The 25,532-nt window shown below is 63.6% G+C and carries 25 protein-coding genes; 7 read left to right on the top strand and 18 right to left on the bottom strand.

Annotated elements, in window-relative coordinates; all coding sequences use genetic code 11:
• Positions 1-14: 14 nt before the first annotated feature.
• Positions 15-512 (bottom strand): single-stranded DNA-binding protein, encoded by a 498-nt coding sequence (gene ssb / locus JX613_RS01780; RefSeq protein WP_207099714.1) that lies wholly within the window; start codon positions 510-512, stop codon positions 15-17.
• Between the two features lie 172 nt (positions 513-684).
• Between ssb and JX613_RS01775 the strand changes: the two genes are divergently transcribed.
• Positions 685-1,311, top strand: coding sequence for a lytic transglycosylase domain-containing protein (locus tag JX613_RS01775; protein WP_419538799.1), 627 nt, complete (start codon positions 685-687; stop codon positions 1,309-1,311).
• A gap of 87 nt (positions 1,312-1,398) precedes the next feature.
• Here JX613_RS01775 and JX613_RS01770 read toward each other — a convergent pair whose 3' ends face one another.
• The 5 genes from JX613_RS01770 to scpA all read right to left on the bottom strand — a co-directional run bounded on the left by JX613_RS01770 (position 1,399) and on the right by scpA (position 6,816).
• On the bottom strand, positions 1,399-2,703 hold the full coding sequence (locus JX613_RS01770; RefSeq protein WP_207099712.1) for a homoserine dehydrogenase: 1,305 nt from the start codon (positions 2,701-2,703) through the stop codon (positions 1,399-1,401).
• Positions 2,704-2,767: 64 nt separating this feature from the next.
• Positions 2,768-3,211 (bottom strand): methyltransferase family protein, encoded by a 444-nt coding sequence (locus JX613_RS01765; protein ID WP_207099711.1) that lies wholly within the window; start codon positions 3,209-3,211, stop codon positions 2,768-2,770.
• A complete protein-coding gene (locus JX613_RS01760) occupies positions 3,211-3,732 on the bottom strand; it encodes a hypothetical protein (protein ID WP_207099710.1) in 522 nt (173 codons plus the stop codon). Before JX613_RS01760 ends, JX613_RS01765 begins: the two co-directional genes overlap by 1 nt.
• Position 3,733: 1 nt before the next feature.
• Positions 3,734-4,549: a glycosyl transferase gene (locus JX613_RS01755; protein ID WP_207099709.1), complete on the bottom strand. Its 816-nt coding sequence runs from the start codon at positions 4,547-4,549 to the stop codon at positions 3,734-3,736.
• A gap of 131 nt (positions 4,550-4,680) precedes the next feature.
• A complete protein-coding gene (gene scpA, locus JX613_RS01750) occupies positions 4,681-6,816 on the bottom strand; it encodes a methylmalonyl-CoA mutase (protein WP_207099708.1) in 2,136 nt (711 codons plus the stop codon).
• A 57-nt stretch (positions 6,817-6,873) separates the two neighbouring features.
• Between scpA and JX613_RS01745 the strand changes: the two genes are divergently transcribed.
• On the top strand, positions 6,874-7,380 hold the full coding sequence (locus tag JX613_RS01745) for a DUF4174 domain-containing protein (protein WP_207099707.1): 507 nt from the start codon (positions 6,874-6,876) through the stop codon (positions 7,378-7,380).
• Between the two features lie 89 nt (positions 7,381-7,469).
• On the opposite strand, the gene JX613_RS01740 is transcribed toward JX613_RS01745, so the two are convergent.
• The 8 genes from JX613_RS01740 to JX613_RS01705 form a co-directional block, all read right to left on the bottom strand.
• On the bottom strand, positions 7,470-8,147 hold the full coding sequence (locus JX613_RS01740; RefSeq protein WP_207099706.1) for a hypothetical protein: 678 nt from the start codon (positions 8,145-8,147) through the stop codon (positions 7,470-7,472).
• Complete coding sequence (locus JX613_RS01735; protein WP_207099705.1) at positions 8,144-10,141, bottom strand: acetyl-CoA carboxylase biotin carboxylase subunit; 1,998 nt, start codon at positions 10,139-10,141, stop codon at positions 8,144-8,146. The genes JX613_RS01740 and JX613_RS01735 overlap by 4 nt, the downstream gene beginning before the upstream one ends.
• Before the next feature lie 99 nt (positions 10,142-10,240).
• Positions 10,241-10,453 (bottom strand): hypothetical protein, encoded by a 213-nt coding sequence (locus tag JX613_RS01730; protein WP_207099704.1) that lies wholly within the window; start codon positions 10,451-10,453, stop codon positions 10,241-10,243.
• Between the two features lie 57 nt (positions 10,454-10,510).
• Positions 10,511-10,753: a hypothetical protein gene (locus JX613_RS01725; protein WP_207099703.1), complete on the bottom strand. Its 243-nt coding sequence runs from the start codon at positions 10,751-10,753 to the stop codon at positions 10,511-10,513.
• Positions 10,754-10,880: 127 nt separating this feature from the next.
• A complete protein-coding gene (locus JX613_RS01720) occupies positions 10,881-11,303 on the bottom strand; it encodes a hypothetical protein (protein ID WP_207099702.1) in 423 nt (140 codons plus the stop codon).
• A gap of 87 nt (positions 11,304-11,390) precedes the next feature.
• Positions 11,391-11,537: a hypothetical protein gene (locus JX613_RS01715; RefSeq protein ID WP_207099701.1), complete on the bottom strand. Its 147-nt coding sequence runs from the start codon at positions 11,535-11,537 to the stop codon at positions 11,391-11,393.
• A gap of 198 nt (positions 11,538-11,735) precedes the next feature.
• Positions 11,736-13,268: an acyl-CoA carboxylase subunit beta gene (locus tag JX613_RS01710; protein WP_207099700.1), complete on the bottom strand. Its 1,533-nt coding sequence runs from the start codon at positions 13,266-13,268 to the stop codon at positions 11,736-11,738.
• Positions 13,269-13,737: 469 nt separating this feature from the next.
• Positions 13,738-14,136: an XRE family transcriptional regulator gene (locus JX613_RS01705; RefSeq protein ID WP_207099699.1), complete on the bottom strand. Its 399-nt coding sequence runs from the start codon at positions 14,134-14,136 to the stop codon at positions 13,738-13,740.
• A gap of 356 nt (positions 14,137-14,492) precedes the next feature.
• On the opposite strand from JX613_RS01705, the gene JX613_RS01700 reads away from it, so the two are divergent.
• The 5 genes from JX613_RS01700 (at position 14,493) to JX613_RS01680 (ending at position 20,784) form a co-directional block, all read left to right on the top strand.
• Positions 14,493-14,978: an HNH endonuclease gene (locus JX613_RS01700; RefSeq protein ID WP_207099698.1), complete on the top strand. Its 486-nt coding sequence runs from the start codon at positions 14,493-14,495 to the stop codon at positions 14,976-14,978.
• A gap of 1,137 nt (positions 14,979-16,115) precedes the next feature.
• The gene (locus JX613_RS01695) at positions 16,116-16,493 is read left to right on the top strand and encodes a hypothetical protein (protein ID WP_207099697.1); all 378 of its coding nucleotides are present in this window, start codon (positions 16,116-16,118) and stop codon (positions 16,491-16,493) included.
• 1 nt (position 16,494) lies between these two features.
• Complete coding sequence (locus tag JX613_RS01690) at positions 16,495-17,763, top strand: hypothetical protein (RefSeq protein WP_207099696.1); 1,269 nt, start codon at positions 16,495-16,497, stop codon at positions 17,761-17,763.
• A 200-nt stretch (positions 17,764-17,963) separates the two neighbouring features.
• Positions 17,964-18,278 (top strand): hypothetical protein, encoded by a 315-nt coding sequence (locus tag JX613_RS01685; protein WP_207099695.1) that lies wholly within the window; start codon positions 17,964-17,966, stop codon positions 18,276-18,278.
• A gap of 406 nt (positions 18,279-18,684) precedes the next feature.
• Complete coding sequence (locus tag JX613_RS01680) at positions 18,685-20,784, top strand: DUF262 domain-containing protein (RefSeq protein WP_207099694.1); 2,100 nt, start codon at positions 18,685-18,687, stop codon at positions 20,782-20,784.
• A 246-nt stretch (positions 20,785-21,030) separates the two neighbouring features.
• Here the strand turns inward: JX613_RS01680 and JX613_RS01675 are convergent, their stop codons facing one another.
• The 4 genes from JX613_RS01675 to JX613_RS01660 form a co-directional block, all read right to left on the bottom strand.
• Positions 21,031-22,284 (bottom strand): hypothetical protein, encoded by a 1,254-nt coding sequence (locus tag JX613_RS01675; RefSeq protein ID WP_207099693.1) that lies wholly within the window; start codon positions 22,282-22,284, stop codon positions 21,031-21,033.
• 902 nt (positions 22,285-23,186) lie between these two features.
• Positions 23,187-24,401, bottom strand: coding sequence for a hypothetical protein (locus tag JX613_RS01670; RefSeq protein ID WP_207099692.1), 1,215 nt, complete (start codon positions 24,399-24,401; stop codon positions 23,187-23,189).
• 226 nt (positions 24,402-24,627) lie between these two features.
• A complete protein-coding gene (locus tag JX613_RS01665; RefSeq protein ID WP_207099691.1) occupies positions 24,628-25,140 on the bottom strand; it encodes a hypothetical protein in 513 nt (170 codons plus the stop codon).
• Positions 25,141-25,193: 53 nt separating this feature from the next.
• On the bottom strand, positions 25,194-25,463 hold the full coding sequence (locus JX613_RS01660; RefSeq protein ID WP_237168269.1) for a helix-turn-helix domain-containing protein: 270 nt from the start codon (positions 25,461-25,463) through the stop codon (positions 25,194-25,196).
• Positions 25,464-25,532: the final 69 nt, after the last annotated feature.

The following is a 25,532-nucleotide window of genomic DNA, read 5'->3' as shown; positions in this document are numbered from 1 at the left end:
GCCCCGCCCGCAAATCAGAACGGGATTTCGTCGTCGTAGTCGCTGCGGCTGCCGCCGCCCTGGCTGCCGCCACCGGATGACGAGCCGCCGCGGTCGTAATTCTCATACCCGCCGCCGCCAAAGCCGCCGCCGCTGTCACGACCGCCGCCGCCCGAACCGCCCCGGCCATCCAGCATCGTCAACTCGCTGCGGAACGGGCGCAGCGCCACCTCGGTCGAATAGCGGTCGGCGCCCGACTGGTCCTGCCACTTGCGGGTTTCCAGCTGGCCTTCGACATAGATCTTGGCGCCCTTCTTCAGGTATTGCTCGGCCACGCGGACCAGGGGTTCGGAGTGAATGACGACGGAATGCCATTCGGTCCGTTCCTTGCGCTCGCCGGTGTTGCGGTCCTTCCACGTCTCGGACGTGGCGATGCGCAGGTTCGCGATCTTGCCGCCATTCTGGAACGTGCGGATTTCAGGGTCGGCCCCCAGATTGCCGATCAGGATGACCTTGTTGACGCTGCCTGCCATGAGCGGGCTCCTTGGATATGTGTTCTTGATGACGGTCTAGCGCAGCGCCATGCCCGATGCAAATGCGCGCTTAATTGCCGAAGGCCATCCGCCTGCCCCAAAAGCCATGCTGGCGATGCGGATGTATTTCTGTATAGTCCTATCAAAACCCACAACAACGAGGGACGGGACGATGCTTTTCCCAACCATCAAGGCGGGTCTGTGCGCGATGCTGGTCGCAGGCCTTGCGCTGCCTGCCGGGGCCGAGGGGTTGCGCCTGTCGGGCAGTTCGTCGAAATCGCGCGCCGAACAGTTCGCCCGCCAGACCCGGCTGATGGATTCGCGGCTTGCCACCCAGTACCAGCAATCGGCGCGCCTGCAGCCCAACGGCCGCAGCAGAAGCGGCAATTCGGTCGATATCCAGTTGTCGGCCAACATCCCCGCCTATCGCGGCAAGCGCAGCGACTTCATCCCGCTTGCCCGCCAGGCCGCCCGCCAGCACGGCATCCCCGAGGATCTGTTCCTGCGCCTGGTGCAGCAGGAATCGGGCTGGAACCCGCGCGCGCGGTCGCACAAGGGGGCGACGGGCCTGGCGCAACTGATGCCGGGCACGGCGGCCAAGCTGGGGGTGAACCCCCACGATCCCGCCCAGAACCTGCAAGGCGGCGCGCGCTATCTGCGGATGATGTACAACCAGTTCGGCAACTGGCACCTGGCGCTTGCGGCCTATAACGCCGGGCCGGGGGCGGTGCAGAAATACAAGGGCATCCCCCCCTATCGCGAAACCCGCAACTATGTGCGGATCATCGCGGGCAGCTGAAGGGGCTTCTTCTTCACGCAAATATCCTCGGGGGGTGAATTGCGCCCCCCAGGGCGCAAGAGGGGGCGCGAGCGCCCCCTTTCTTCGTCACACTTCCTCGATCCGCAGCTCGACCGGGTCGCCCGCCAGCACGCCGGTGCGGGGCAGGGCCTCGATGGCGAAGTCGATGGCCTCGGGCGTGGTCTTGTGCGTGACCACCAGGACCGGAACGCTGTCGGGGCTGTGCTGGCCGTATTGGCGCATCCGGTCGATGGAAATTCCCGCATCGCCCAGGACCGTCGCCACCTTGGCCAGCGCGCCCGGCTTGTCCTGCAATTCCAGGCGGATGTAATAGGCCGCCGGAACCGCCGTCCGCGCGGGCTGCGCCGCCTTCAGCATCGTCGCGGGCTGGCCGAAGACCGGCAGGCGCACGCCGCGCGCAATTTCCACGATGTCCGACAGGACCGCGCTGGCCGTCGGGCCTTCGCCCGCGCCCGCGCCGCGCAGCACGATCTGGCCCACGCTGTCGCCTTCGATGACAACCATGTTCGTGCCGCCCATCAACTGCCCCAGGGGGCTGTCGGCGGGAACAAGACAAGGCGACATGCGCTGTTCCAGCCCGCGCGGCGTCATCTGCGCCACGCCCAGCAGCTTGATGCGATAGCCCATGTCGGCGGCACGGCGGATGTCGTCGATGCTGACGCGCTCGATCCCCTCGATTTCCACGGCGTCGAAATTGACCTGCGTGCCGAAGGCGATAGAGGACAGGATCGCCAGCTTGTGGCCCGCGTCGATGCCGCCCACGTCCAGCGTCGGATCGGCTTCCAGGTATCCCAGCTGGCGGGCTTCCTCGAACACGGCGTCATAAGGCAGGCCCGCGCTGTCCATCCGCGTCAGGATATAGTTGCAGGTGCCGTTCATCACGCCCATGACGCGGCGGATCTCGTTGCCGGCCAGCGATTCCGTCATGGCCTTGATGACGGGGATGCCGCCCGCCACCGCAGCCTCGAACCGCAGGGTGCGGCCCAGGGATTCCGCCAGTTCGGCCAGCGCCTGCCCGTGGACGGCCAGCAGCGCCTTGTTCGCGGTCACCACATCCTTGCCCGAGCGCAGGGCGGCCTCGATGCTGTCCTTGGCGATGCCCGCGTCGCCGCCCACCAGTTCCACGAAGACATCCACGTCCTCGGCGGTCGCCACGGCCAGGGGGTCGTCTTCCCAGCGATAGGCCGACAGGTCGGCGTCGCGGTTCTTGCGCTTGTCGCGGGCGCTGATGGCGGTGATCGACACGGGGCGGCCGGTGCGGCGCGCCAGCAGATCGGCGTGTTTCTGGACGATCTTGACGACACCGATCCCGACGGTGCCAAGCCCGGCGATGCCAAGTCGAAGGGGATCGGGGCGAAGGGGGGACGACATGAAAGCCTCTTGTCCTAAGGTCGCCTGCTGTTAGCGTGGCCCGCGCCGTCATGCAACGCCGCGGTCAAAGCCAGCGGCGCGTGCGTTGCCGGTATGCCGCGAAGGCGCCGGGAAAGGCGCGGGCCAGCCGTTGCTCCTCGGGGCCGATGAAGCGGGCCCGGATCACCGCGACAAAACCCGCGACCAGCGGCGGGGCGGCAAGGGGCGCGTGAAAGGCCAGGCAGGCCCCCGCCAGAACCAGCGCATCGGCCAGATAGATCGGATTGCGCGACAGCCGGAACGGCCCGGACGTGACCAGTTGGCTTGGCTGGCCATGCGGGTCCACCGTGGTCCGCGCCCGAACCAGCGTCAGCCCGGCCCAGGCCATCAGCGCCACCCCGGCCAGGACCACTGGCAGGCCCGCCCCTGCAAGCCGGCCGGGCCCATGCGGCGCCACGCGCCCCACGGCCCATCCTGCCACCACGAAACCGGCAAGCCAGATCGGAGGATAATCCGCTGTCAGCCGCATCAGTCCCGCCCTCCGTCGCCCGCCCATTCCCCGTCGATGCCGGTGGTGCGCATGATCGACAGAACCTCGCGCGCGGCCTTCAGGGTCGCGGCATGGATGGCCAGAACGGCGGCCGCGTCCATCTCGTCGGGATAGCGTTCGCCCCTGGTGTTGATGAAGGTCGGGTGCCAATGGCCGGGCCTGGTGCCGGGCCGCCAGGACGCATGGCACAAGAGGTTCCGGTTCAGGCGGATGGCCCCCAGATCCCGGGAAAGCCCCGGGTGATCCGTGATCCCCGCATCCCTCATGGCCGCCACAAAACTGTCGATCAGCGTGCCCAGGGTGTCGTCGGCGATATCCTCCATCCGCCGCAGCCAGCCTTGCCAGGCCTTGCCGCCTGCATCTTCCCCCAGTTCCTTGCGCGTCAGCGAGAAGATCGCCCGCTTCAGCGCCTCCTCCAGGAAGCCGAAGCCCGACACCGCATGGCCGATGGCCGCGGCCATGTCGTCGGGCAGGCGGACGGGGGCGGGGCGGCCGCTCATGCTATTCGCGCCACAGATCCCTGACCCATGTCGCGGGCAGCAGATAATGGCGCAGGTGCCGGGACAGGCTTTCGCGGCGGCGGCTTGTAAAGGTGGCGCGCAGGTGATCCAGCGGGGGGCGATGTTCCTGATCGTCCCTCCAGCGGCCAGCAATGGCCTCGGGCGGGTTGAGATGGCCTGCGAAGATCACGATCCGGCTGCCCCTTGGCACCCTGGGTTCGCGGACATAGTTCAGCGGGAAGGGCGGGACCGAATGCATCCGGAAATGCGCCAGCCAGCCGCGCGGCCAGAACCTGACCCCGCCCGGGGCATTGCGGGTCACGAAGCGTTGCTCGAACCTGTAGGTCTCCGCGATGCCCTGCGGATCGGCGCGAAAGATGTCCTGCAACGGCGCCAGCTTGCCCACCCGCATCCGATAGACCGAGGTCTGGCCCAGCTTCTCGAACGGCGTGTTGGGGTTGCGCCCCAGGATGGTGTCGTCGGGATCGCCATAGGTGAAGAAGGGATCCAGGTTCCCGGTGATGATCACGTCCAGATCCAGGAACAGCACCACGCCCGTCACGTCGCCCAGATCGCCCCACAGCCGCGACTTGGGCCATTGGCCCCGGTTCGTGACGGGGGCCTGATAGTCGAAGACCGGCAGCGGCCTGACCGCGATGTCGGGATGCAGGCCCGCCCCGTCGTCGGTGAAGCAGAACAGCCGGAAGGGCGGCGTGATGTTGCGGCGGATCATCCCGTGCAGGCGGTTGACATAGTGCGGCCCGAACTTCGTGCCCCACTTGATGCAGATGATCTGCTTGATCGCTGGCGCGTCCATCCGGCTGTCTCCCTGCTGAGGCGCAGGGTTTCACAGCCGCCAGGCCAAGGCAATGTTCTTCACCTTGGCCCAAATATCCCACAGGGGGCCCGGGGGACGTGAAGTCCCCCGGCCATCGCGGGACGCAAAACTCACGCCGCGCGGTTTTCCCGGATCAGCCGCAGGATGTCGGCGGCGGCCTGGGGGATGTTGGTGCCCGGCCCGAAGATCGCCTTGACCCCGGCGTTCTTCAGGTAATCGTAATCCTGCTGCGGGATCACGCCGCCGCAGATCACCAGGATGTCGCCCGCGCCCTGGGCCTTCAGCGCCTCGATCAGCTTGGGGGCCAGCGTCTTGTGCCCCGCCGCCTGGCTGGAAATCCCCACCACGTGCACGTCGTTGTCCACGGCGTCCTGGGCGGCTTCCTCGGGCGTCTGGAACAGCGGCCCCACGTCCACGTCGAAGCCGATATCGGCGAATGCCGTGGCGATCACCTTGGCGCCCCGGTCGTGGCCGTCCTGGCCCATCTTCACGACCAGCATCCGGGGACGGCGGCCTTCCTCGGCGGCGAAGGTTTCCACGTCGCGCTGGATCTGCGCGAACCCTTCGTCGCCCTCATAGGCCGCGCCATAGACGCCCGCCAGGGTCTTCACCTCGGCCCGGTGGCGGCCCCATTCCTTTTCCATCGCCATGCTGATTTCCCCAACGGTTGCACGGGCGCGGGCGGCCTCGATGGCGGCCTCCAGCAGGTTGCCGCCCTCGCGCGCGCGGCGGCTGATCTCGTCAAGCGCCACCTGGCAGGCGGCCTCGTCGCGCGTGGAACGGATGCGGTTCAGGCGCGCGATCTGCGCCTCGCGCACGGCCATGTTGTCGATGTCCAGGATGTCGATCGGGTCTTCGCGGTCCTTGCGGTACTTGTTGACGCCGACGATCACCTCCTCGCCCCGATCGATCTGGGCCTGGCGGCGGGCGGCGGTTTCCTCGATCCGCAGCTTGGGCATCCCCGAGGCGACCGCCTTGGTCATGCCGCCCAGCTCCTCGACCTCCTCGATCAGCGCCCAGGCCTTTTCGGCCAGTTCCGCCGTCAGGCTCTCGATGTAATATGACCCCGCCAGCGGATCGACGACATGGGTGATGCCGGTTTCCTCTTGCAGAATCAGCTGGGTGTTCCGCGCGATCCGCGCCGAAAATTCCGTCGGCAGGGCAATGGCCTCGTCCAACGCGTTGGTATGCAGCGACTGCGTGCCGCCAAGCGCCGCCGACATCGCCTCGTATGCCGTGCGGATCACGTTGTTGTAGGGATCCTGTTCCTGCAGGGACACGCCCGAGGTCTGGCAATGCGTCCGCAGCATCAGGCTGCCGGCCTTCTTCGGCGCGAACTCTGTCATGATCCGGTGCCACAGCAGGCGCGCGGCGCGCAGCTTGGCGATCTCCATAAAGAAGTTCATGCCGATGGCGAAGAAGAAGGACAGCCGCCCCGCGAACTGGTCCACGTCCATGCCCGCGCTCAGCGCGGCGCGGACATATTCGCGGCCGTCGGCCAGCGTATAGGCCAGTTCCTGCACCAGGTTCGCGCCCGCTTCCTGCATGTGATAGCCGGAAATCGAGATCGAGTTGAACTTGGGCATCTCGTGGCTGGTGTATTCGATGATGTCCGCGATGATCCGCATCGAAGGCTCGGGCGGATAGATATAGGTGTTGCGGACCATGAACTCCTTGAGGATGTCGTTCTGGATCGTGCCCGACAGCACCGCGCGGGAATGGCCCTGTTCTTCCCCGGTCACGATGAAGTTCGCCAGGATCGGGATCACCGCGCCGTTCATGGTCATCGACACCGACACGCGGTCCAGCGGGATGCCGTCGAACAGGATCTTCATGTCCTCGACCGAATCGATGGCGACGCCCGCCTTGCCCACGTCGCCCACCACGCGCGGATGGTCGCTGTCATAGCCCCGGTGCGTCGCCAGGTCGAAGGCCACCGACACGCCCTGCTGCCCGGCGGCAAGCGCCTTGCGATAGAAGGCATTCGATTCCTCGGCCGTGGAAAAGCCTGCGTATTGGCGGATCGTCCAGGGGCGGCCCGCATACATCGTGGCGCGGGGGCCGCGGGTGAAGGGCGCGATGCCCGGCAGGCTTTCCAAGTGGTCCAGGCCCTCCAGGTCGGCCTGGGTATAAAGCGGCTTGACCGGGATGCCTTCCAGCGTGTTCCAGGTCAGGCTGGCGGGATCCTTGCCGCCCAGTTCCTTGGCCGCCAGCTTTTGCCAATCGTCCAGCGTGGGTTTCGTCATGCTTGATCCTTTCGCACGGCGCGAGCCGCCCTATATTCAGGGCAGGAAGGGGTGCCGATGAAGTTGAAATTGCTTATGGTTGCGATGCTGGTCGCGGGGATGGGCCCGGCGCGCGAGGCGCCCCCGCCCGTGGTGGAGGCGCAGCCCGCCAGACCCGAGGAGGTCGCGCCCCCCCAGTCGGAACCCGCCGCGCCCCCCGAGTTGCGCATCCTGTCCGCGACCGAGGCTGAACCGGCCGATTTCCTGTGGCAGGCCCGGCCCGTCGCGGTCTTTGCCGACACGCCCAACGACCCGGCCTTCCGCGAACAGATGCGCGCGCTTGAAGCCGGGGCCGGGGCGCTGATCGAACGCGACGTGGTGGTGATCGCCGACAGCGACCCGGCAGCCAACAGCGCCTGGCGGCAGCAGTTGCACCCGCGCGGCTTTTCGCTGGTCATCATCGACAAGGACGGGCAGGTCAAGCAGCGCCGCCCGCTGCCCTGGGACGTGCGGGAAATCAGCCGCGCCATCGACAAGCTGCCCCTGCGCCGCCAGGAAATCGGCCGCGCGGGGCTGGTGCGATGAGCGTTGAAAACCGGCGCGCCCCCGCCTATATTCAGCCCGAAGGACAAGGAGGTTCGACATGAGCACGACATCCTACAACCCCCGCCCGATCACTGGCCGAACCGGCCCGATGCCGGGTTATTCCCGGCGCTGAGCCGCGCCTTTTCAGCCTCGATCCACGATGTGACGCCCGCTTTGGTTTCCGCAAGGCGGGCTTTTTGCCGCGAATCGCTGAGATCCGCCACGGCCCCGCTGCCGCCGGTCAGATGGGCCAGCAGATAGGCCATCGCTTCCTCGCCCAGGTCGATCGCCTCGATCTTCATCTCGATGTAATGGCGATACATCCGCGCGGCGCGGGTTGCGTCCACGCGGTCCAGCCGCAATTCGCGCAGATCCGCGATCATCGCGCCGATGGTGGCAAGCTGGTTGTAATATTGCACCACCGGATCGACCACGCGGAAGGGCAGGACGTGGATATCCTCGACAATGGCGGCGAACAGGCGGTCGTTGTGCTCGGTGGGGATCACCGGGAAATAGCCGCCGCCCTTCAGGATCAGGGCCTCGATCTCGGCGCCATAGCGGGGCAGGTTCTGGCCCTTCAGCGTGGCGACATGCACGCGGATTTCGGCGTAAAGCGCGCCCTGCACGTCGCGGACCCGTTCGGCCCGGGCCGCCCGGTCCCGCCGCGCGCTGAGAAGATGCGTCACCACCCAGCCACCCGCCACCACCGCGCCGCCGATCATGGCGGCGACGACGCGGGCGTCGGACAGGGTGGCGGGGAAGGTCATTCAAACTCCATGATCACGTCATCGACCTTGAGGCTCTGGCCCGCCTCGGCGTTCACCGCCTTGACCACGGACCGGCGTTCGGCGCGCAGGATGTTTTCCATCTTCATCGCCTCGACCGTGGCAAGGGCCTGGCCTTCCTGCACCTCGTCGCCGGGGGCCACCGCGATCTTCACCACCAGGCCCGGCATGGGGCAGAGCAGGAATTTCGACGTATCCGGCGGCAGCTTTTCCGGCATCAGGCGCGCGAGTTCGGCGGTGCGGGGGCGGCGGACCTGAACCTTCAGGTCGGCGCCGCGCGTGCGCAGGCGGAACCCGGCGGGGATCTTGTCCACCTTCATCACCAGCGGACGGCCGTCGACGGTCAGCCGCGCCAGCGTCTGGCCCGGCTTCCAGTCGCTTTCGACGCGCAGATCCTGGCCGTTCACGGCGACCGTTGCGCCGTCGCGGTCGGCGCGAATGCGGGCCGGGATCTCACGACCGTTGACGAAGACCACCCAGTTCTCGCCCACCCGGCGTTCGTGATTGTCCAGCCGCCCGCTGATCCGGGCGCGGCGGATTTCGGCCACGCGGTGCATGGCGGATGCCGCGGCGGCAACGCGGGCCAGTTCGTCGTCGGGCAGGGTCGCGCCCCCGAAGCCTTCGGGATATTCCTCGGCGATGAAGGCCGTGGTGATGTCGCCCGCGACGAATTTGGGGTGGTCCATCACGGCGGACAGGAAGGGCAGGTTGTGGCCGATGCCTTCCACCTCGAATTCGTCCAGCGCCACGCGCATCGCCTCGATGGCCTGATCCCGCGACGGCGCCCAGGTGCAAAGCTTGGCGATCATCGGGTCATAGAACATGCTGATCTCGCCCCCCTCGAAGACGCCGGTGTCGTTGCGGACCACATGGGACGCATCCGCGACCTCGGCCGGGGGGCGGTAACGGGTCAGCCGCCCGATCGAGGGCAGGAAGTTGCGATACGGATCCTCGGCGTAAAGGCGGCTTTCCATGGCCCAGCCGTTGATGGTCAGGTCGGACTGCTTGAAGGGCAGGGGTTCGCCCGCCGCGACCCGGATCATCTGTTCCACCAGGTCGATGCCGGTGATCAGTTCCGTCACGGGATGTTCCACCTGAAGCCGGGTGTTCATCTCAAGGAAATAGAAGTTCTTCTGCCCGTCCACGATGAATTCAACCGTGCCCGCGCTGGTATAGCCCACGGCCTTGGCCAGCGCGACGGCCTGTTCGCCCATGGCGCGGCGGGTTTCAGGGTCCAGGAAGGGCGAGGGCGCTTCCTCGATGACCTTCTGGTTGCGGCGCTGGATCGAACATTCTCGTTCGTGCAGATAGACGGCGTTGCCGTGCTTGTCGGCCAGCACCTGGATTTCGATGTGGCGCGGCTGCGTGACGAATTTCTCGATGAAGATGCGGTCGTCGCCGAAGCTGCTGGCGGCCTCGTTGCGGGAAGATTCAAACCCCTCGCGCGCTTCCTGCGCGGTCCAGGCGATGCGCATCCCCTTGCCGCCGCCGCCCGCGCTGGCCTTGATCATCACCGGATAGCCGATCTGGTCGCTGATGCGCACGGCCTCCTCGGCATCCGCGATCAGGCCCATGTAGCCGGGAACGGTGCTGACGCCCGCTTCCTGCGCGATCTTCTTCGAGGTGATCTTGTCGCCCATCGCCTCGATGGCAGGGGACGGGGGGCCTACGAAGACCACGCCCTCGCGTTCCAGCGCCTCGGCGAACTTCATGTTCTCGGACAGGAAGCCATAGCCCGGGTGGACGGCCTCGGCCCCGGTCTGGCGGATGGCGTCCATGATCTTGTCGATCACGATATAGGACTGGTTCGCCGGGGGCGGGCCGATATGGACGGCTTCGTCCGCCATTTTCACATGCAGCGCGCCCCGGTCGGCGTCGGAATAGACGGCGACGGTGGCGATGCCCATCTTGCGGGCGGTCTTGATGACGCGGCAGGCGATCTCGCCCCGGTTGGCGATCAGGATTTTCTTGAACATGGGCCCCCCCGGCCAGGCATGAAAAAGCCGCCCAGGGGCGCATGGCCCCGGGCGGCGATCGAAACGATGCGGCGCGACGGGCGCGCCGGGATCAGGTCGTTACTGGCACAGGCCCACGTCGTCGCACAGAACGCCACCGGCGCCACCGATGGCGGCACCCTTGATGACGTTGCGGCCGCTGACGCTGGCCACGGTCGCGCCGACGCCTGCGCCGATAAGGGCGCGGTCCGTGTCGGTCGGGTTGATGCCCTGGGTGCAGCCGGAAATGGCGGTCGCGCCGACAAGGGCGGCAAGCGCAAGGAACTTGGACATTCTTTTTTTCCTGTCAGAAAGGTGGCTGGAGCGGAACGCCCGTCCAGCCGGTCAGGTTCAGTAACGGCGCTGGCAGACGCCGGCGTCGTCGCACAGCGCGCCGCCCACGGCGCCGATGGCCGCGCCGGTTGCGATGTCCTCATCCAGGGCCTTGGCGATGACGGCACCGGCGACGGCACCGCCGGCCGCGCGCTGCGCGTCGGGCGAGATGCCGCCCGCGCCATAGCCCTGCTGGCAAGCAGCGAGGCCGAGAAGAAGGAAAGCGCCGCCAGCGATGCGGGTGAACGTCGAGGTCTGCATGAAGTCTTGCCTGTATGGTGGGCCGCATGAACGGCCGGTGAAAGGTGACGAACGACTATCGCATGGTGCGAGGGATCGTCAAACTGACATGCGTGTGAGAACAACGCCCTAGGCAGCAAGTCGCGCATCATCGCCGGTCCGTCGGATCGTCGTCCTCGCCCTCGTCCCAGTCGTCCTCGTCCCATCCGAAATCGGGGGGACTGTCGGGGGCGAACAACTCGGGGAAGGACGCCTCGGCGGCGGCCATGTCCACCTGCAGCAGCTGGTCATAGTCGGCGGGATCGAAGGCGCCGACCGCCTTGACCTCGCGCCCGATCAGCCAGCCCAGGCGGCCCGCGTCCAGGTTGCCGCGGACAAAGGGTTCATCGCCGAAATGCTGGATCAGGGCGGCCAGGAAGCCCGCGTCGGCGCGGCGGTCGGCGGGCTTGCGGTCGCGGAAGCGTTCGCGCCGGGTGATCGGCGTCGCGCCCTTCTTGCGGTTCTCGCGGCGGATGACGAACTGGAAATCGGTGCCGGGAAGGCGTCCCGGAAAGCCTCGGTGCTTCAGCATGATGCGCCCTTGGTGCTGGGGCGGGGCTGGACCGGGCCGGAAAGTCGCGGGCAGCCGGACCGCCCGCGTGGTGTCAGTCGGTTCGGCTCAGTTGGCGCCGTATTTGCCCTGATAGACCGGCTCGGTCGTGACGGGGTTCGGGGTGGGCACGTAAACCTCGGGTTCGGCTGCCTGGCGCTGGCACGCAGCGAAGGCCGACACCAGCACGAGGCCGAGGATGAGTTTTTTCGCCATAGGGTCTTGCTCCTGTAAAGCGGGCGCGGCTGCGCCCGTCTGCTCGGGTTCAGGGGGATGTCTTCATGCACCGCCCCGCCGGGCATGATAGCGGCGCTGCCCGCGCGCAGACAGGCGGGCAGGGCGGCAGGGGGCAAATGGCCCGCGCCCTGTGGCCCGCCTGCATCATTCACGCGTTTGTGCAACACCGTTAACATCTTACAAGGGAATGTTGTCGTGCTTCTTCCACGGATTCGACAGCTGCTTGGTGCGCAGGCTGGCGAAGGCGCGGGCCACGCGCTTGCGGGTCGAATGGGGGCGGATCACCTCGTCGATGAAGCCCTTTTCGGCGGCGACAAAGGGATTGGCGAAGCGGTCCTCGTAATCCTTGGTCCGGGCGGCGATCTTGTCGGCGTCGCCCAGTTCGCTGCGATACAGGATCTCGACCGCGCCCTTGGCGCCCATCACCGCGATTTCCGCCGTGGGCCAGGCATAGTTGAAATCGCCCCGCAGGTGTTTCGACGCCATCACGTCATAGGCCCCGCCATAGGCCTTGCGGGTGATGACCGTGACCTTGGGCACCGTCGCCTCGCCATAGGCGAACAGCAGCTTCGCCCCGTGCTTGATGACGCCGCCGTATTCCTGCCCCGTGCCCGGCAGGAAGCCCGGCACGTCCACGAAGGTCAGGATCGGGATTTCGAACGCATCGCAGAAGCGGACGAAGCGCGCGCCCTTGCGGGAACTGTCGATGTCGAGGCACCCTGCCAGCACCATCGGCTGGTTGGCGACCACGCCCACGGTGCGGCCCTCGATGCGGATGAAGCCCGTGATGATGTTGCCCGCGAAGTCGCGCTGGATTTCGTAGAAGTCGCCTTCGTCCGCGACCTTCACGATCAGTTCCTTCATGTCATAGGGCTGGTTCGGGTTGTCGGGGATCAGCGTGTCCAGGCTTTCCTCGATCCGCGCGGGGTCGTCGAAGAAGGGCCGCACGGGGGCCTTGTCGCGGTTGTTCAGCGGCAGGAAGTCGAACAGGCGGCGGATCTCGGTCAGCGCCTCGACATCGTCTTCAAACGCGCCGTCGGCGACCGAGGATTTCTTCGTATGGGTCGATGCCCCGCCAAGTTGTTCTGCGGTCACCACCTCGTTCGTGACGGTCTTCACGACATCCGGGCCGGTCACGAACATGTAGGACGTGTCCTTCACCATGAAGATGAAGTCGGTCATGGCGGGGCTGTAGACTGCGCCGCCCGCGCAAGGCCCCATGATCACGCTGATCTGCGGCACCACGCCGGACGCCATGATGTTGCGCTGGAACACGTCGGCGTAACCGGCCAGCGAGGCCACGCCTTCCTGGATGCGCGCGCCGCCCGAATCGTTCAGCCCGATCACGGGGGCGCCGTTCTGCATCGCCATGTCCATGATCTTGCAGATCTTCTGGGCATGGGTTTCCGACAGCGAGCCGCCAAAGACGGTGAAGTCCTGGCTGAAGACATAGACCAGCCGTCCGTTGATCGTGCCCCAGCCTGTCACGACGCCGTCGCCATAGGGGCGGTCCGCCTCCATCCCGAAATCGGTCGATCGGTGGGCCACGAACATGTCGAATTCCTCGAAGCTGTCCTCGTCCAGAAGCAGCTCGATCCGCTCGCGCGCCGTCAGCTTGCCGCGCGCGTGCTGCGCGTCGATCCGGCGCTGACCGCCGCCCAGACGGGCCTGTGCGCGGCGGTTTTCCAGTTCCTGCAGAATGTCCTTCATGGCGACGCCCCCGATTTCGCAGCCGCAGCCTAGTCGCACGGCAAAAGCCGGGGAAGCAAAATCGAGAAAATTTGCAAACAATGCAGCATCGGACGGGCGAAAACTGGAAATCTGCAAAGCGTGCTTGCAAGTTCAGGACGCTGCCTGAATCGTCGTCGATGCAAAGGGAGGAAAGGGTGAGAGGCTGGACAACGACCGACGATTATACTTTTCAGAGAGTTATAAGAGTATTTGTAACATTGTGACGGGCCTAGAAACGACCTCATGACGTTGCGTCATTTTCTCAATAAGGTTCATGGCTCGACGCCTGCTATGGCGTCAAGCATCTTATCCAGCACACCTATACGAACGAGCGACTTGGGATTCCACTCATCACTAACCCGGTGTGAATTCAACATATGACTTCGTTCATGGTGGCCTGCTCCCATGTTCCAGCCAAAGCGCAGGGAGATGTGAAGGAGGAACTGTTTCATTTGCCGAAGATGCCCCGCAGCATCGTCCGCGACCGTGCCGTCAGCCGAGGATCAGTATTGTCGGATGCGTCCCGGATCTCAGCAAGCCAGCTGCGTTCATTCTCGGTAGCAGGCGTGCCAAAGATTTCCGTGATTGCCTTCGCTGAAGTTGCGCCTACCGCCTGCTCGAGAGCCAAGCGCATCAAGAACGCCGGATCAACCTCCAGAGCCTTCGCAAGCGAAGGCACGCGGTCCAAGGGCACCTTGTTACGCCCGTTCTTCAGGAAGGTCATCATGTTTGCATTCGCGAAGCCCGCCTCGCTGGCGATCTCCGCCTGTGTCTTACGATGCGACAGGTCACAAATGCGGTCGGCGATCAGCTTGGCCGTCTGGGTGTTCTGGTAGGGATTGGTCATGGTCGGTCTCATGTGGTTGGTCATATGACTTACCTACTTGAGAGCACCGGTGCGTTCGGGTGGGGACTCGCACGATGCAGCACGACATCTGCGAGGGAATCGAAGTCTTAGAAGAAACCGTTGAAGACGATGGGGGTGCCTCCATTTCCAGCCGGTTCGGGGCGAACGAACCCTCCGCCTTGTGCCATCCCTCATGTCGTTGCGTGTAAGAAGGACATCATACCTTGCCGTCACCAGAGACTTGGCGCCAATCACCTCCGATAACCAATAAAGCATGAAAATCCTGTTCTTTCCACTCGGCGAGGCGGCTGCTGATTCCCATATAGCATAGGTAAAATTGACCTATGGAATGAACGATGCTGACCCAAAACCGCCTGCGCCAGGTGCTCAACTACGATCCCGAGACAGGGGTCTTCAGGTTCGTCAAGGGGCGGCGGAAAGGACGGACTGCAGGCACCGTCCATGATACCCGCGGCTTTCTGAAGGTGTCGATAGACGGACGCAACCATCTGCTGCACCGGCTGGCCTGCCTCTGGATGACCGGAACGATGCCGCGCTGGAACGTCGAGCACATCAATGGCGATCATGGCGACAACCGCTGGGCAAACCTGCGCGAGGGTGAGCGTAGCCAGAAGAGGCAATATCGCGCACCTCGGCGCCAGACGACGACCTGCACGGGCATCTGGAAGGTGGGCACATCCTTTGAAGCGATGGTCGCCGTGCAGGGCGTCACGATCAACCTCGGCGCATTTGAAACCATGGACAAGGCGGCCGCTGCCATTACTCTTCTGCAGCGCCGCGCCCAGGAAAGACAAGCTACACAGCGTCGCTTGTCTGCGTAGGCGAGTTAACATGGCTGCGGAAAAAGTTACCTTCCAACGGCCATTTCTCTCCACAAGGGTAAGATTTCCCGTAATTTTGGCTGCATCTGTTAATTGTCCAGCTGCCGTGTGGAAAGATCTGCATGTCACGAGGTGCTGAAAGTTAACACGACTTGCACAGAATACCCTTGGTTTTGCTGAACCTGTGGGCCGGACTTAACGCAGATGCGACATTTCGGACCTCAGAAACACGTTTTTGCGGTGAGCCGAACCGCGTGATGAGCTGTGGTGCGGACAAGATGCGGATCGAAGTCGGCTTTCAGGGAAAGGTCCAAACCACATCCAGCCTTGTCGTAAAGAATGGTGCGGACGATGGGATCCAAGCCGCTCATCATGCATGGCAAGGCCTTTAGGCGATGGCGACCGCAGTCTCATCGAGCGACGCACTGCCTTGGCCGCAGAAGACCTGGTTCGATAAGATCAGTCATAGGGGGCAATGACCATTATTGTATATCCTGGAGCTCGGTCCATACAGCGCCTGCGTCGGACCGCCGCTACACCACGAACCCTGCAGCAGATACACCTCAGCTGTCGTGGCAGTGAGCCTTTAATCGGATCTGTTCGACTACACTACGATGGCTGACTCTGAATGGCCTGATGTCCTCGCCTTCAGGATCGAAAGCGTGGAGGACAGCAAGGCGCCTGGTGTCATTTGCGTGCGTCGGGTTGCCCCCGACGTCCTCCACATTAGGGCCGGTGGCTTTGAGCCCAACAGAGACATTCAGGCAAGCCGCAGCATGGTAGCGCGGATTGCGTGTGCAGCGGACGGCTCGGCCCAAAGCGGCCAGTCGGGAGAGCGGTGGCGCCACAGCTTGGCTTCCCCAAACCAGCCGCTCATGCTCACCGTAGCGAAATTGACAGGGGAATGTCGCTGATGGGGCGAAGCAAGCTTCGTCAAATCAGGATCCATCTCCACATAGCAGGGGTTCCCTGCGTCGGACCCAGTAGATAGGCTTCTAAGATGCCGAACATGATCTGCCAGCAGGCCGCTCCCTCTCCCGGCCACATCGCCGCCGGTCTGGCGACGCGTCTCGCCAGGAAATCTGTGGCCTCTTGGCTCTCCTGAACGCCGCCCGGCTTTCGAAAATTGTAGGCGCCATGGGCGAGGCCGCCCGGCGAAAGCCTGTCTCTGACGACAAGCAGGGCGCTGATCGTGTGACCGCCTTCGCCAAGGACCTGATGGACGGGCCGCTTTCGACGGATGCGCTGCGGGCAGGGCTGTGGTTCGCCGTAAAGCAGGCCCTGAGGCTGCCTGATCTCTATCCTCTTTCATCCCGAGCCTTGAAGGAGGAAACCACCGCCATCGCCGTCCGCGCCTCCGAAATCCTCGCCCCCGCCGTGGCCAACGCGCAGCAGGCAAGGACGGGCGCCGAGCTGTCGCTTATGGGTCGGTCGGGACGGCTGTTGCTGCGCCGGGCGACGGGCGCCTGCAGGCGCGCGGGCGGCTGTGACTTTCCCAGATGTCATCGCACATGAGATGATGGTCATGATGGAGGGCCTTGCGGCGGCAAGCGTCCGGGGTGAGTTGGACCCAGAGGTTGGGGCGGCCATTCGCAAAGGGCAGCAAGCAATCTCGGCTGCGGTCCTTGCCGGCGGCGGATGGGCTGCAATGGCCAGCGCGATTGGATCGGTGGGTTTCGCGCCCTATATCGCCGCTGCCAAGCTGTCTGCCGTGATCCCTTTCGTTGCCGGACCGACGCTCACATCGCTACTGTTCGTGATGATAAATCCCGTGACAGTCATCGCTGGCAGCGCGGCCCTTGGCTATTTGGCAATCAGCGGCCGGGCCAGCGCCGCCCGCGAGGTTGCCGCCGCGAGGGTCGCGATCCTCTTGGCAGTGCGCAGTCAGGGTGCGGATAACGTGATGGCCGTGCTCTTAGACGCGTTTCGAGGGCTTCACCGAATGCCGGACACCGAGTTGCGTCATCTCAACGGCAAGCAGCGCAAGGCAGTTCGCGGCCTAGCGGAGACAATCAGCGCTGCTATGTCTACGAGCATTCCTCCCACGTCAGCGGAGGCGCCCGGTCTCTGGGGTGCGCGCATCGCTGTCGAGCAAAGCACCGACCGCCAAGACACCGCTTTGGTTGCAGGTCTGACAGCGGGCGACATGCTCTATCACGCGGCCGCGGTCGATCCGGCAGTGCTGGCTGCCGTTGATTTCTCGCGAGTGACCGAGTTCGACATGCCGCTAGATCTTGCGGTTCATGTCGAGAACTTCGCCTCTCAGGGTGCCCGGGTTGCGCTGCGGGGCTACAGCGCCGAGCAGCTGGTCATGGCGCAGCTGATCGAAGAGGGTCACGACGTAGTCTTGCCCGAGAGTGCCACAATGCCTGGTTACGACCTGATCGTTGACGGCGTTCCGGTCCAAGTCAAATGCAGCACCAGCATCTCGTTGCTGCAAGACCATTTCGAAAAATACCCTGATGTTCCGGTCATCGCCGATACTGATCTGGCCGCACAGGCCCAAGCGTTGGATGAGCCTTGGGCGCCAATGGTGACGACCGCAAGCGGCTTCGACCTCGATCATGTCCAGAGCCTCGTGGACCGATCGCTTGAGGCAGCCGCCGGATTTGCGGACGTGCCTGTGCCGCTCTATGCGACGATCATCGGTGGGGCGCGCGCAGCCCACAAGGCGTGGACAGGACAGATCCCGGTTGAGGATTTGCCCGCATGGCTAGTCATCGACCTGACCATCCGTGGCGGTCTGGCCGGCGCAGGACAGGCCGGGGGGCGATCCTGGGCCTAGTGGTCTTGGGCCCTGCGGGCGCGCTGATCCTTGGGCCTGTAGCTGGGGTTGTGGCGTTGCTAGGAACGGGACGCGCGCATGATCTGCTCGACCAGGGGATCAGGGGTGAATGGCGGGCAAAGGTCCTTGAGGTTGCGCGCGAACTGCACGCAGCCCTACTGACGGCTGCGGAGCGTCAGATCACGGCCTTGACGCTCCGCTTGAAACGGCTTCTCACGGCCGGAAGCGCGCTGCCGCATGAGCTGTTCACCTGGCTCAAGGCGCGCATGGCAGACGATCTGATCGCCGCCGTCGAAGCGCGTGACCGGATCCCGTCGCCATCGACTCTGCGGGCGGCGATGGAGCTGCTTGTGAAGGCCTCGGCTACCGACATGGTCGATCCCGACGTTCTGCGCGGTCGTCATAGGCTTGCCCGCTGCCTTGCCGCGAAGCCCTCCACGACTGGGGCAGCGAAAGAACTAGGTGCAAAGGTCAGTGAAGCTGTCCGAGGGCGTGCCGGAAGGGCATCGCAATAGCGACAAATGCCCGCGGTGATCGTCGCCCGCTAGTTGGATCTGAACAGCCCTTAGCAGTTGCTCCCGCCGATCGGAGCACATCGAAGGCACTACGTCAAAGCGGCCGTCCGATATCCTTGAGAGTTCTTGCGCCCTGACGCCTCTTGTTTCAGTGTCGGTCGGCAAGAACAGCCTCGTGTTTGTTCCAGTAGATGGGCCGCACCAGCCATAGCCAAGACGTCAAGGACGCCGGAATCGACTGCATCCTCGACAAGTTTGAATGTTTCGCCGAGATATGGGCTCCAAAGCCAAGGAAACCGATGCAAAGACCAGATTGCCCTGATCAAGGCCAGCTCCGGCGGTTCTCGCTGCATGCTCACGCTGAATGTTTAATTGATCAACAAACAGTGATTTCAATGGAGCATCGATGAAAGCTCAACACGTCTTCTTCCCGAAAATCATGAACGGGGCGTCGCAGTTCGTTATCCCGGTCTTCCAGCGCGACTACAGCTGGACGGAGGAGAACTGCCGCCAGCTCTGGAAGGACATCCTGCTGATCGCGGTGGCGCCCGGGGAGCGGGGGCATTTCATCGGCTCTGTGGTCTATATCCAATCCGGGGACAGCAACGCCGGCTTCTCCCGCTGGCTCCTGATCGACGGGCAGCAGCGCATGACCACGCTCACGCTCCTGATGGCGGCGCTGCGCGACCACATCACCGAGACGAAATGGGCGGGGAGCGAGGACGGCCCGGTCGCGAAGAAGATCGACGCCTACTTCCTACGCAATCCCCTGGAGGAAGGGGAGAAAGGGTTCAAGCTTCAGCTGCGGCGCCATGACAACGAGACCCTCCAGGCGATCATCGCTGGAAACCCGCTCCCCGACGCCCCCTCCGCGAACCTGCGGGACAATTACGAGCTCTTCCGGGACCTTGTGAAGGAAGCGGACCCAGAACAGATTTACGCTGGGATCAACCGGCTGATGCTGGTCGACGTGACGCTTGAGCGGGGGATGGACGACCCACAGCTGATCTTCGAGAGCTTGAACTCCACCGGGGTCAGCCTGAGCGCGTCGGACTTGATCCGGAACTTCATCCTGATGAGCCTGACGGAGAAGGCGCAGACCCGGCTCTATCGTGAATACTGGGGCAAGATAGAGGACTTGTTCCGCGGCAGTGACCGGGTCTTTTCGAACTTCATCCGGGACTACCTGGCGCTGTGTAGCCAGCCTGCCAAGCTGGAGCGGTCGGACCTCGTCTACGCCGCCTTCCGCCGCGCCTTTGGCGGGATCGGTCACCATCCGGAGGCGCTCGAGGCGCTACTCACGGACCTGTTGCGGCGCGCCCGCCAATACGCCGCCTTCGCCGTGGGGTCCGGGACGGACGAGCGGGCCCGCGCCTTCGCGCAGCTGCGTCACCTCGCCGACGTGCCTGCGATCCTGATCATGCGGCTTCTCGAGGCCCGCGAGGTTCAGCAGACACTAAGCGAGCCGGACCTTCTCGAGGCGGTCCGCCTGATCGAGAGCTACCTGCTGCGCCGCGCCGTGATTGGGGCCCAGAGCCGCGGCTACGGGCTCGAGTTCGCCAAGCTCGCCTACCGGATCGATGACGCGCAGCCGCTCGCCTCGCTGAAGGCGGCCTTCGCCCGGATGCCGGCCGCCTACGCCTTCCCGGAGGATAAGGAGTTCGAGCGAGCCCTCCTGGAGGGGGACCTCTACCACAAGCGGGTCTGCAAGCACGTCCTCGACGGGCTTGAGAACCGCGACAGCAAGGAGCAGAGCGACACCGCCGGCTACTCCATCGAGCACATCATGCCTCAAAACGAGAAGATGCCGGAGGCCTGGCGCGTCATGCTCGGGGAGGGCTGGAAGGGGGTGCGCCTGACCTGGCTGCACCGGCTCGGGAACCTTACCCTGACCGGCTACAACAGCACCTACAGCGACAAGCCCCTCGCGGAGAAGCAAACGATCGAGCACGGGTTCCGTCAAAGCTCGGTCCGGCTCAACCAGGACGTCCGCGACGCGCCCGTCTGGACAGAAGCGGAGATGAGCGCCCGCGGCGCGCGCCTGGCCACCCGTGCGCTGACCGTCTGGCCCCGGCTCGACGCGGACACCAAGATGATCCGGGAGATGGAGCGTGAGGAGCTTAAGGCGCGCGCCGCGAGCCGCTGCCTCGAGAAGGTCGTGATGACCGACGAGGCCAAGGCGCTGTTCGACGCCCTCAGAGACAGGATCAAGGCTGACTTCCCGGAGGTGATCGAGATGGCTGAGGCCAAGTCGGTCAGCTACCACGATCCGGACTTCTTCCTCGAGGTGATCCCGCGCAAGCGCGGCCTCGGGCTCCTGATCGGGATCGACTACAACGAGGTGGACGGGCGAGACGAGACGGTGCAGGACACGGCGAACTACACCTTCGTGATGAACGCCTCCTATCAGGGCGGCGTCCTGATCAACTTGCGTGATCAAGACCAACTGGAGCAGGCGATGCACGTGATTGTGCAAGCCCACACTCTCATTTCCGGTGCGGGATAGCATTGGGTATTTGCATAAGTGTTTTCATGCTATCGAACAGACCAACCCGGACCATCACAAATTACATCAGCGCCGCACTGCGGCATCCCCAAAGCGGTCGAGGACGGCTGCGCGCAGCATGAAGGTCAGTGACACGATCTCACCAGTCTTACTGTTGGGTCCGATCCGATCTTTATGCCGCTATACCGAGGACTGGATTGCGGTGACGACCGCGTGGCCGTCCTTCAGGATAGCATCGACGATCGTTCACAAATGCATCGTGTCTTCCGCATACGCTCCGATGTAGCCTGCGCGAATCAGATCGACGAAGGGCTGCTCGCGCATGTAGCGCCCCTGCAGTGCGTCGTAATCGACGCGGATCCCACCTCGAGGCCCGCGGCTCGCCGGCGTGGCTACGAACGATTGGAAATGGTCGAGCGGCATGAGAATTCCGCCTCGGCGGATCGAGGCATCGCGCTTGACGAATTTTAGGTAGAACACACCCGGATGAAGCCGATACTCGGCCTTGCCACCGTGCCCCGGACGAGCGAAGGTCTCCATCCGCGCGATCTCGTCATCAAGCTGATTGTCAGGTCGGTAGACCCAGCTACCATCGGACGGTTTGAGCATCTTGTGCTGCACCATCACCACGTTTCTCCGAATGGTGTTGATGTAGATGAGGTCGACTCCGAGCGCATGTTCGAGCGAGCGGCGGTTAGCAGTGATCACTTCGAGACGCTCGTCGCGATGACTGTAGATCGCCCGACCGGTCGCGTCGCTCCCCACTAGGTCCATGCCGCGCACCCATCGAGCCTCATGCTCCACAAAACCATCTTCGATGGCGTGTATGCGGGAGACGTAACGGGACGCAGAGACCGCATACGTGCCGAATTCCTCATCCTGATCAACCGAAATGCGCGCGATCGCGGTCTCGTCCTCGCTCAGCAGTTCTACTTTGTCCGCGGGTGCATCCACCGGCAGCCCGAAGGCTCGAAGCGCCGTTCGGAGACTCTGCTCTTCTAGCGCGGCATTCCCACGGACGCGTCGTGGAACGCTAAGTGACGACGAGATGGATCGCAGCGCGACGTGATTGTCGTCTATCTTCGCCAGCATCTCGACTATATGACCGCTCAACTTAGCGCTGAGCGTCATCAACTCTTCCCTTTTCGCTAGCCGAGTCCGGAGCGCTGTGACGTGCGTCTGGTTCTCGAGAAGCTTGACAAGCCCCTGCGGCGATGATGGTTCGATAGGAAACACGCGCTTGAGCTTGACGCGCGACTGAATTGTCGTGACCGCGCCTGGATTTCCTATGACGCCCGCCATCAGCTTAGGGCCGGAGCCGGCATCTGCGATCAGTAAGCAGAGCGTCGGCGCCTTCAGAGAAACGAAGGCGTCGTGATTGATCGCAATGGTGAATTCGCCGATGCCGCGTCGCGACGAACTGAGCGCCGACCAATAGCTTGCGTCCAGTCGCAAGATGGCGATGGGCCGCCCTTCGAGATGCCCGACGAGCGCATCCACCCATCCACCCCTCATGCGTTCTCGCTCCTGCGAGAACGCATCTCGCCGAAGAACCTTCGCACGGGCAAACGTGAATCCAGAGACCAGTATATGCGGCCTTTCTCGAACATTTCGGCGGGTGCAGCCAAAAAAAATGTTCCTCCCGTCAGATTGCACCTCCAGCATTCGGCCGGCAGGATAGAGCCGTTGCGTAGCTGGTCGATATTCAGGAAGAAGGGAGAACTGCCGACTGTAAACCGAACCAGGTTGGCATCCTCCTTCCCATAGGGCACCGGTGCTCGGTAGAAATAGATGTGGCCGCCGAGTTAAACGAGTCAAATTTTCGCCACACCGATCGATGCCGGGATTGCCGTGTGCCGAAGCGCCAACTCATCCAGCGTATCTACATACGACCGGACCTCAAGCCGACTGCGATCCCGCGTAGTGTTCGCGCACTTCTACAAGATGCCCGCAGCGAACCGACGATTCAATCGCTATCAATCGGAACGACCAGCACGATCTTTCCCCGAGATGCCGCGATGCCCCTGAGGTGGCGCAGCATCTCAATCATGTAGCCCCATCAGTTCCGGGGATGCCACGATAGGTCCGCATTCTGCTAATGGAGCTTCCCTTAGCTCTCTCGCAGCGAACGGCCGCTCTTCGCCCTTCAGGTTGAGGTCGTCCCCTCCAAGCTCCATCACCATGCACATGCAGTGAACGGCCGGAAGGTCCCCATAGCCGGCATCGCCCACTCGGATCGGTGCAGGATTTTTCGACAGCCAGGTCAGTGACGCCAGACGTTCGCGGCCAAGAGGAGGCCTTGCTAGCTTGGACGTGGCAGCTAGCTGTGCCTCCCAGCGCCTTCTAACTGGTAAGTAAGTGCTTATGCTCTTCGTCTCCTTACCCTGCATATACCCTTACCTTCAGCTCCTCTCCTTCCACGCAGTCTTCTCCCTCTTGTCCAGCTGACGGATGGCCGCGTCGACCTTCTGGTTCAACCCTGTCCAAGAGACGAGCGCGGGCGCGAGCCGCTTGCCGCCCCACTTCCTGGGTCCGAGGCGCTTCAGCGTCCGCCTCGTTTTCCTCAGGTCGGGAAGCAGCGTCTTCCTATAAGCGTCGCCCGCTTTCTCCATCGTCATCAGTCCTCCGATCCCGGCCCTCAAGTATGTCTGCGCGCGCCATACCTCCCTGGCGTTGTGCATCAGGTCAGCCCCCGTCCTGATTGGTGTCCTCCGAGAGAAGGTCGGTATCTTGAACTGGAAGAAGCGCTTCTTGATCGACGTGATCTTCATCCGGCGCAGAGAGGGCACGTCGGTGATCCCCAGCAGAAATGGCGCGCTCCCTTTCAGTGTGACTTCAATCCGCACCCGCTTCCGGTTGTCCGACAGTGCGTCATAGGTGAGGTCAGGGCGCTGCCGGTCCTTCACCTTGTCCATAATGCGGATCATAACGTCGTCGTCCCTGGCGCCGAGATACATCGTTCCATCGATGAAGGGCGCATCATGGTTCTCTGGCACCAGGCGGCTCAGACCGGTGCTATCCTTATCACGACCTGGCGAGAGCTTCTTGGTGGTGACGCCTGATCCCTTATCGAATACCGTCCTCGGCCGACTGTCTGGGTTCGACCAGAGGTCCCGGTCAGTCCAGATGGTCCTCTGCAGCGCCCCCAGGAGAGTCGCACGAGTCCTGTCAGAGGGTTTCTTGGGGTATGCGTCCACGCTGATCTCGATGCCCGTCACAAGCGATCCTGCGGCCTCGCCGAAAGTGCGAGCGAACTCTACATGGATCTTCTCGATGAGCGCCATGCTTTCTGGCTCCTGGACCCGGATGGAGCAGCTGTTGAATGTGCTGCCGGGCCCTGGATCCACGGGTTTGATATGGCTGTCGCGGCTGAGAAGCCTGCGCAGAACCTCTTGGACATGCTGGACCTGCGTCCTGCGGCCGAAGTGGACCTTGAACTCGATCCAATCGATGACAGCGCGGAAACGGTAGGCGTCAAGGTCGATCACAGGCCTCATTGTCATCCGGTCAATGAGGCGGCGCTGGGTGCTGTTAATAGCCACCAAGTCGTGGGACAGGTTCAAAGCGTTCTTCAAGTGGTGGAACGATGGCAAAGGGGCGATGGTCGGTATGTTCATGGGGATCTCGTCTTATGCTCTTCCCCATTACTGCTCAGCGCGCCGGATGTCGGATGGGATACGGGACGATTATACCGCATCCCTAACGAAAGCCTCTCTGCCGTAGAAATCTACGTATCGGACAACTTCAATCGAGCGACAGATTCGTATTCACGCCTAGGAACTGGGGAACGGCTGCACAGTGGGATCGACCGCCAGATGGGTAGCTGGCCATTCGTCCGGTTCGTCAGGTAACCCTGTTTTCCTTCACCCACTCCTCTAGGGCGACAATCAGATCATGCTTGATCTGGGTTCCCCGATGCAGCGCCATGCCAAGCGAGGCGTCATGGGGGCCCCTTCCCATCTCCCGCATGACGGTGCCCGTTGTCAGATTCCGAAAGGTCATGATCCGACGAACCTCGGCCTCAAGCATTGGGGGAACTGTCTGTTTGGTGGAGGAACTCATCGTCTTGGCCGGCGAGACCACAGCACTCGTCGAGATTGGCGCGGCCGACCTGATCACTGCAGAGATACAGCCGATCTCGGTCGTGAACGCCTCACGTTCGGCAGCTGACGCTTTGGACCAGGCTGACCGCAGCAGGTCGAGCGGCGCCGTCTGTTTGCGCAGCCCAGCCACCCTGAACGCCTCAGCCGGGTTCTTGAGCTTTCCTGCCTCGAGATCGGCATAGACGGCGGGATGTTCGGCACGCAGTCGGTCAAGGAAGTAGTCGTTGCTGCGTCTCTGGGGCTTCTTGGTCATGGCCGTCAATCAGGATGGATCAGGAAGCGTAGATTGTCTACGCACATTGGGCGCTATTGTTCCTGCTCGGCGTGAACATCGTGCGCTGCCAAGCGCTTCTCCACCTCCATGACCAGGTTCGACATCTGCATTCCTAGCCCCAAACTGACCGCAGCCAGGGCGCTTAACGAGGGCTGGCGCTTACCGGTTTCGAGGAAGGAGATGAACCGAACCGACACGTCTGCGCGATGAGCCAGTTCCTCCTGGGTCAGCCCTGCCTGTCCACGTGCATCACGTAGTGCTTCCCCAAAGGCGGCGACAAGGAGATCGTTGCTGCGGTCCATGCGCGGACCCATCCCGCACACCTTGACACCGCACCACGAACAGTTGTTCTAGTTCCCAGACAAGAAGCA

Origin of the sequence: Paracoccus shandongensis (assembly GCF_017315735.1) — a bacterium.
Taxonomy (GTDB): domain Bacteria; phylum Pseudomonadota; class Alphaproteobacteria; order Rhodobacterales; family Rhodobacteraceae; genus Paracoccus; species Paracoccus shandongensis.
This window is presented reverse-complemented; position numbering and strand designations above follow the sequence as displayed.

Bases quoted from the DNA above. Each gene is read 5' to 3' on its own strand.
- JX613_RS01665 (WP_207099691.1), bottom strand. From the start codon at position 25,140: ATGACCAAGAAGCCCCAGAGACGCAGCAACGACTACTTCCTTGACCGA.
- JX613_RS01700 (WP_207099698.1), top strand. From the start codon at position 14,493: ATGCTGACCCAAAACCGCCTGCGCCAGGTGCTCAACTACGATCCCGAG.
- JX613_RS01740 (WP_207099706.1), bottom strand. From the start codon at position 8,147: ATGACCTTCCCCGCCACCCTGTCCGACGCCCGCGTCGTCGCCGCCATG.
- JX613_RS01690 (WP_207099696.1), top strand. From the start codon at position 16,495: ATGATGGTCATGATGGAGGGCCTTGCGGCGGCAAGCGTCCGGGGTGAG.
- JX613_RS01720 (WP_207099702.1), bottom strand. From the start codon at position 11,303: ATGCTGAAGCACCGAGGCTTTCCGGGACGCCTTCCCGGCACCGATTTC.
- JX613_RS01765 (WP_207099711.1), bottom strand. From the start codon at position 3,211: ATGCGGCTGACAGCGGATTATCCTCCGATCTGGCTTGCCGGTTTCGTG.
- ssb (WP_207099714.1), bottom strand. From the start codon at position 512: ATGGCAGGCAGCGTCAACAAGGTCATCCTGATCGGCAATCTGGGGGCC.
- JX613_RS01705 (WP_207099699.1), bottom strand. From the start codon at position 14,136: ATGACCAATCCCTACCAGAACACCCAGACGGCCAAGCTGATCGCCGAC.
- JX613_RS01770 (WP_207099712.1), bottom strand. From the start codon at position 2,703: ATGTCGTCCCCCCTTCGCCCCGATCCCCTTCGACTTGGCATCGCCGGG.
- JX613_RS01680 (WP_207099694.1), top strand. From the start codon at position 18,685: ATGAAAGCTCAACACGTCTTCTTCCCGAAAATCATGAACGGGGCGTCG.
- JX613_RS01670 (WP_207099692.1), bottom strand. From the start codon at position 24,401: ATGAACATACCGACCATCGCCCCTTTGCCATCGTTCCACCACTTGAAG.
- JX613_RS01775 (WP_419538799.1), top strand. From the start codon at position 685: ATGCTTTTCCCAACCATCAAGGCGGGTCTGTGCGCGATGCTGGTCGCA.
- JX613_RS01760 (WP_207099710.1), bottom strand. From the start codon at position 3,732: ATGAGCGGCCGCCCCGCCCCCGTCCGCCTGCCCGACGACATGGCCGCG.
- JX613_RS01735 (WP_207099705.1), bottom strand. From the start codon at position 10,141: ATGTTCAAGAAAATCCTGATCGCCAACCGGGGCGAGATCGCCTGCCGC.
- JX613_RS01725 (WP_207099703.1), bottom strand. From the start codon at position 10,753: ATGCAGACCTCGACGTTCACCCGCATCGCTGGCGGCGCTTTCCTTCTT.
- JX613_RS01710 (WP_207099700.1), bottom strand. From the start codon at position 13,268: ATGAAGGACATTCTGCAGGAACTGGAAAACCGCCGCGCACAGGCCCGT.
- JX613_RS01730 (WP_207099704.1), bottom strand. From the start codon at position 10,453: ATGTCCAAGTTCCTTGCGCTTGCCGCCCTTGTCGGCGCGACCGCCATT.
- JX613_RS01695 (WP_207099697.1), top strand. From the start codon at position 16,116: ATGGGCGAGGCCGCCCGGCGAAAGCCTGTCTCTGACGACAAGCAGGGC.
- JX613_RS01755 (WP_207099709.1), bottom strand. From the start codon at position 4,549: ATGGACGCGCCAGCGATCAAGCAGATCATCTGCATCAAGTGGGGCACG.
- JX613_RS01660 (WP_237168269.1), bottom strand. From the start codon at position 25,463: ATGGACCGCAGCAACGATCTCCTTGTCGCCGCCTTTGGGGAAGCACTA.
- scpA (WP_207099708.1), bottom strand. From the start codon at position 6,816: ATGACGAAACCCACGCTGGACGATTGGCAAAAGCTGGCGGCCAAGGAA.
- JX613_RS01715 (WP_207099701.1), bottom strand. From the start codon at position 11,537: ATGGCGAAAAAACTCATCCTCGGCCTCGTGCTGGTGTCGGCCTTCGCT.
- JX613_RS01745 (WP_207099707.1), top strand. From the start codon at position 6,874: ATGAAGTTGAAATTGCTTATGGTTGCGATGCTGGTCGCGGGGATGGGC.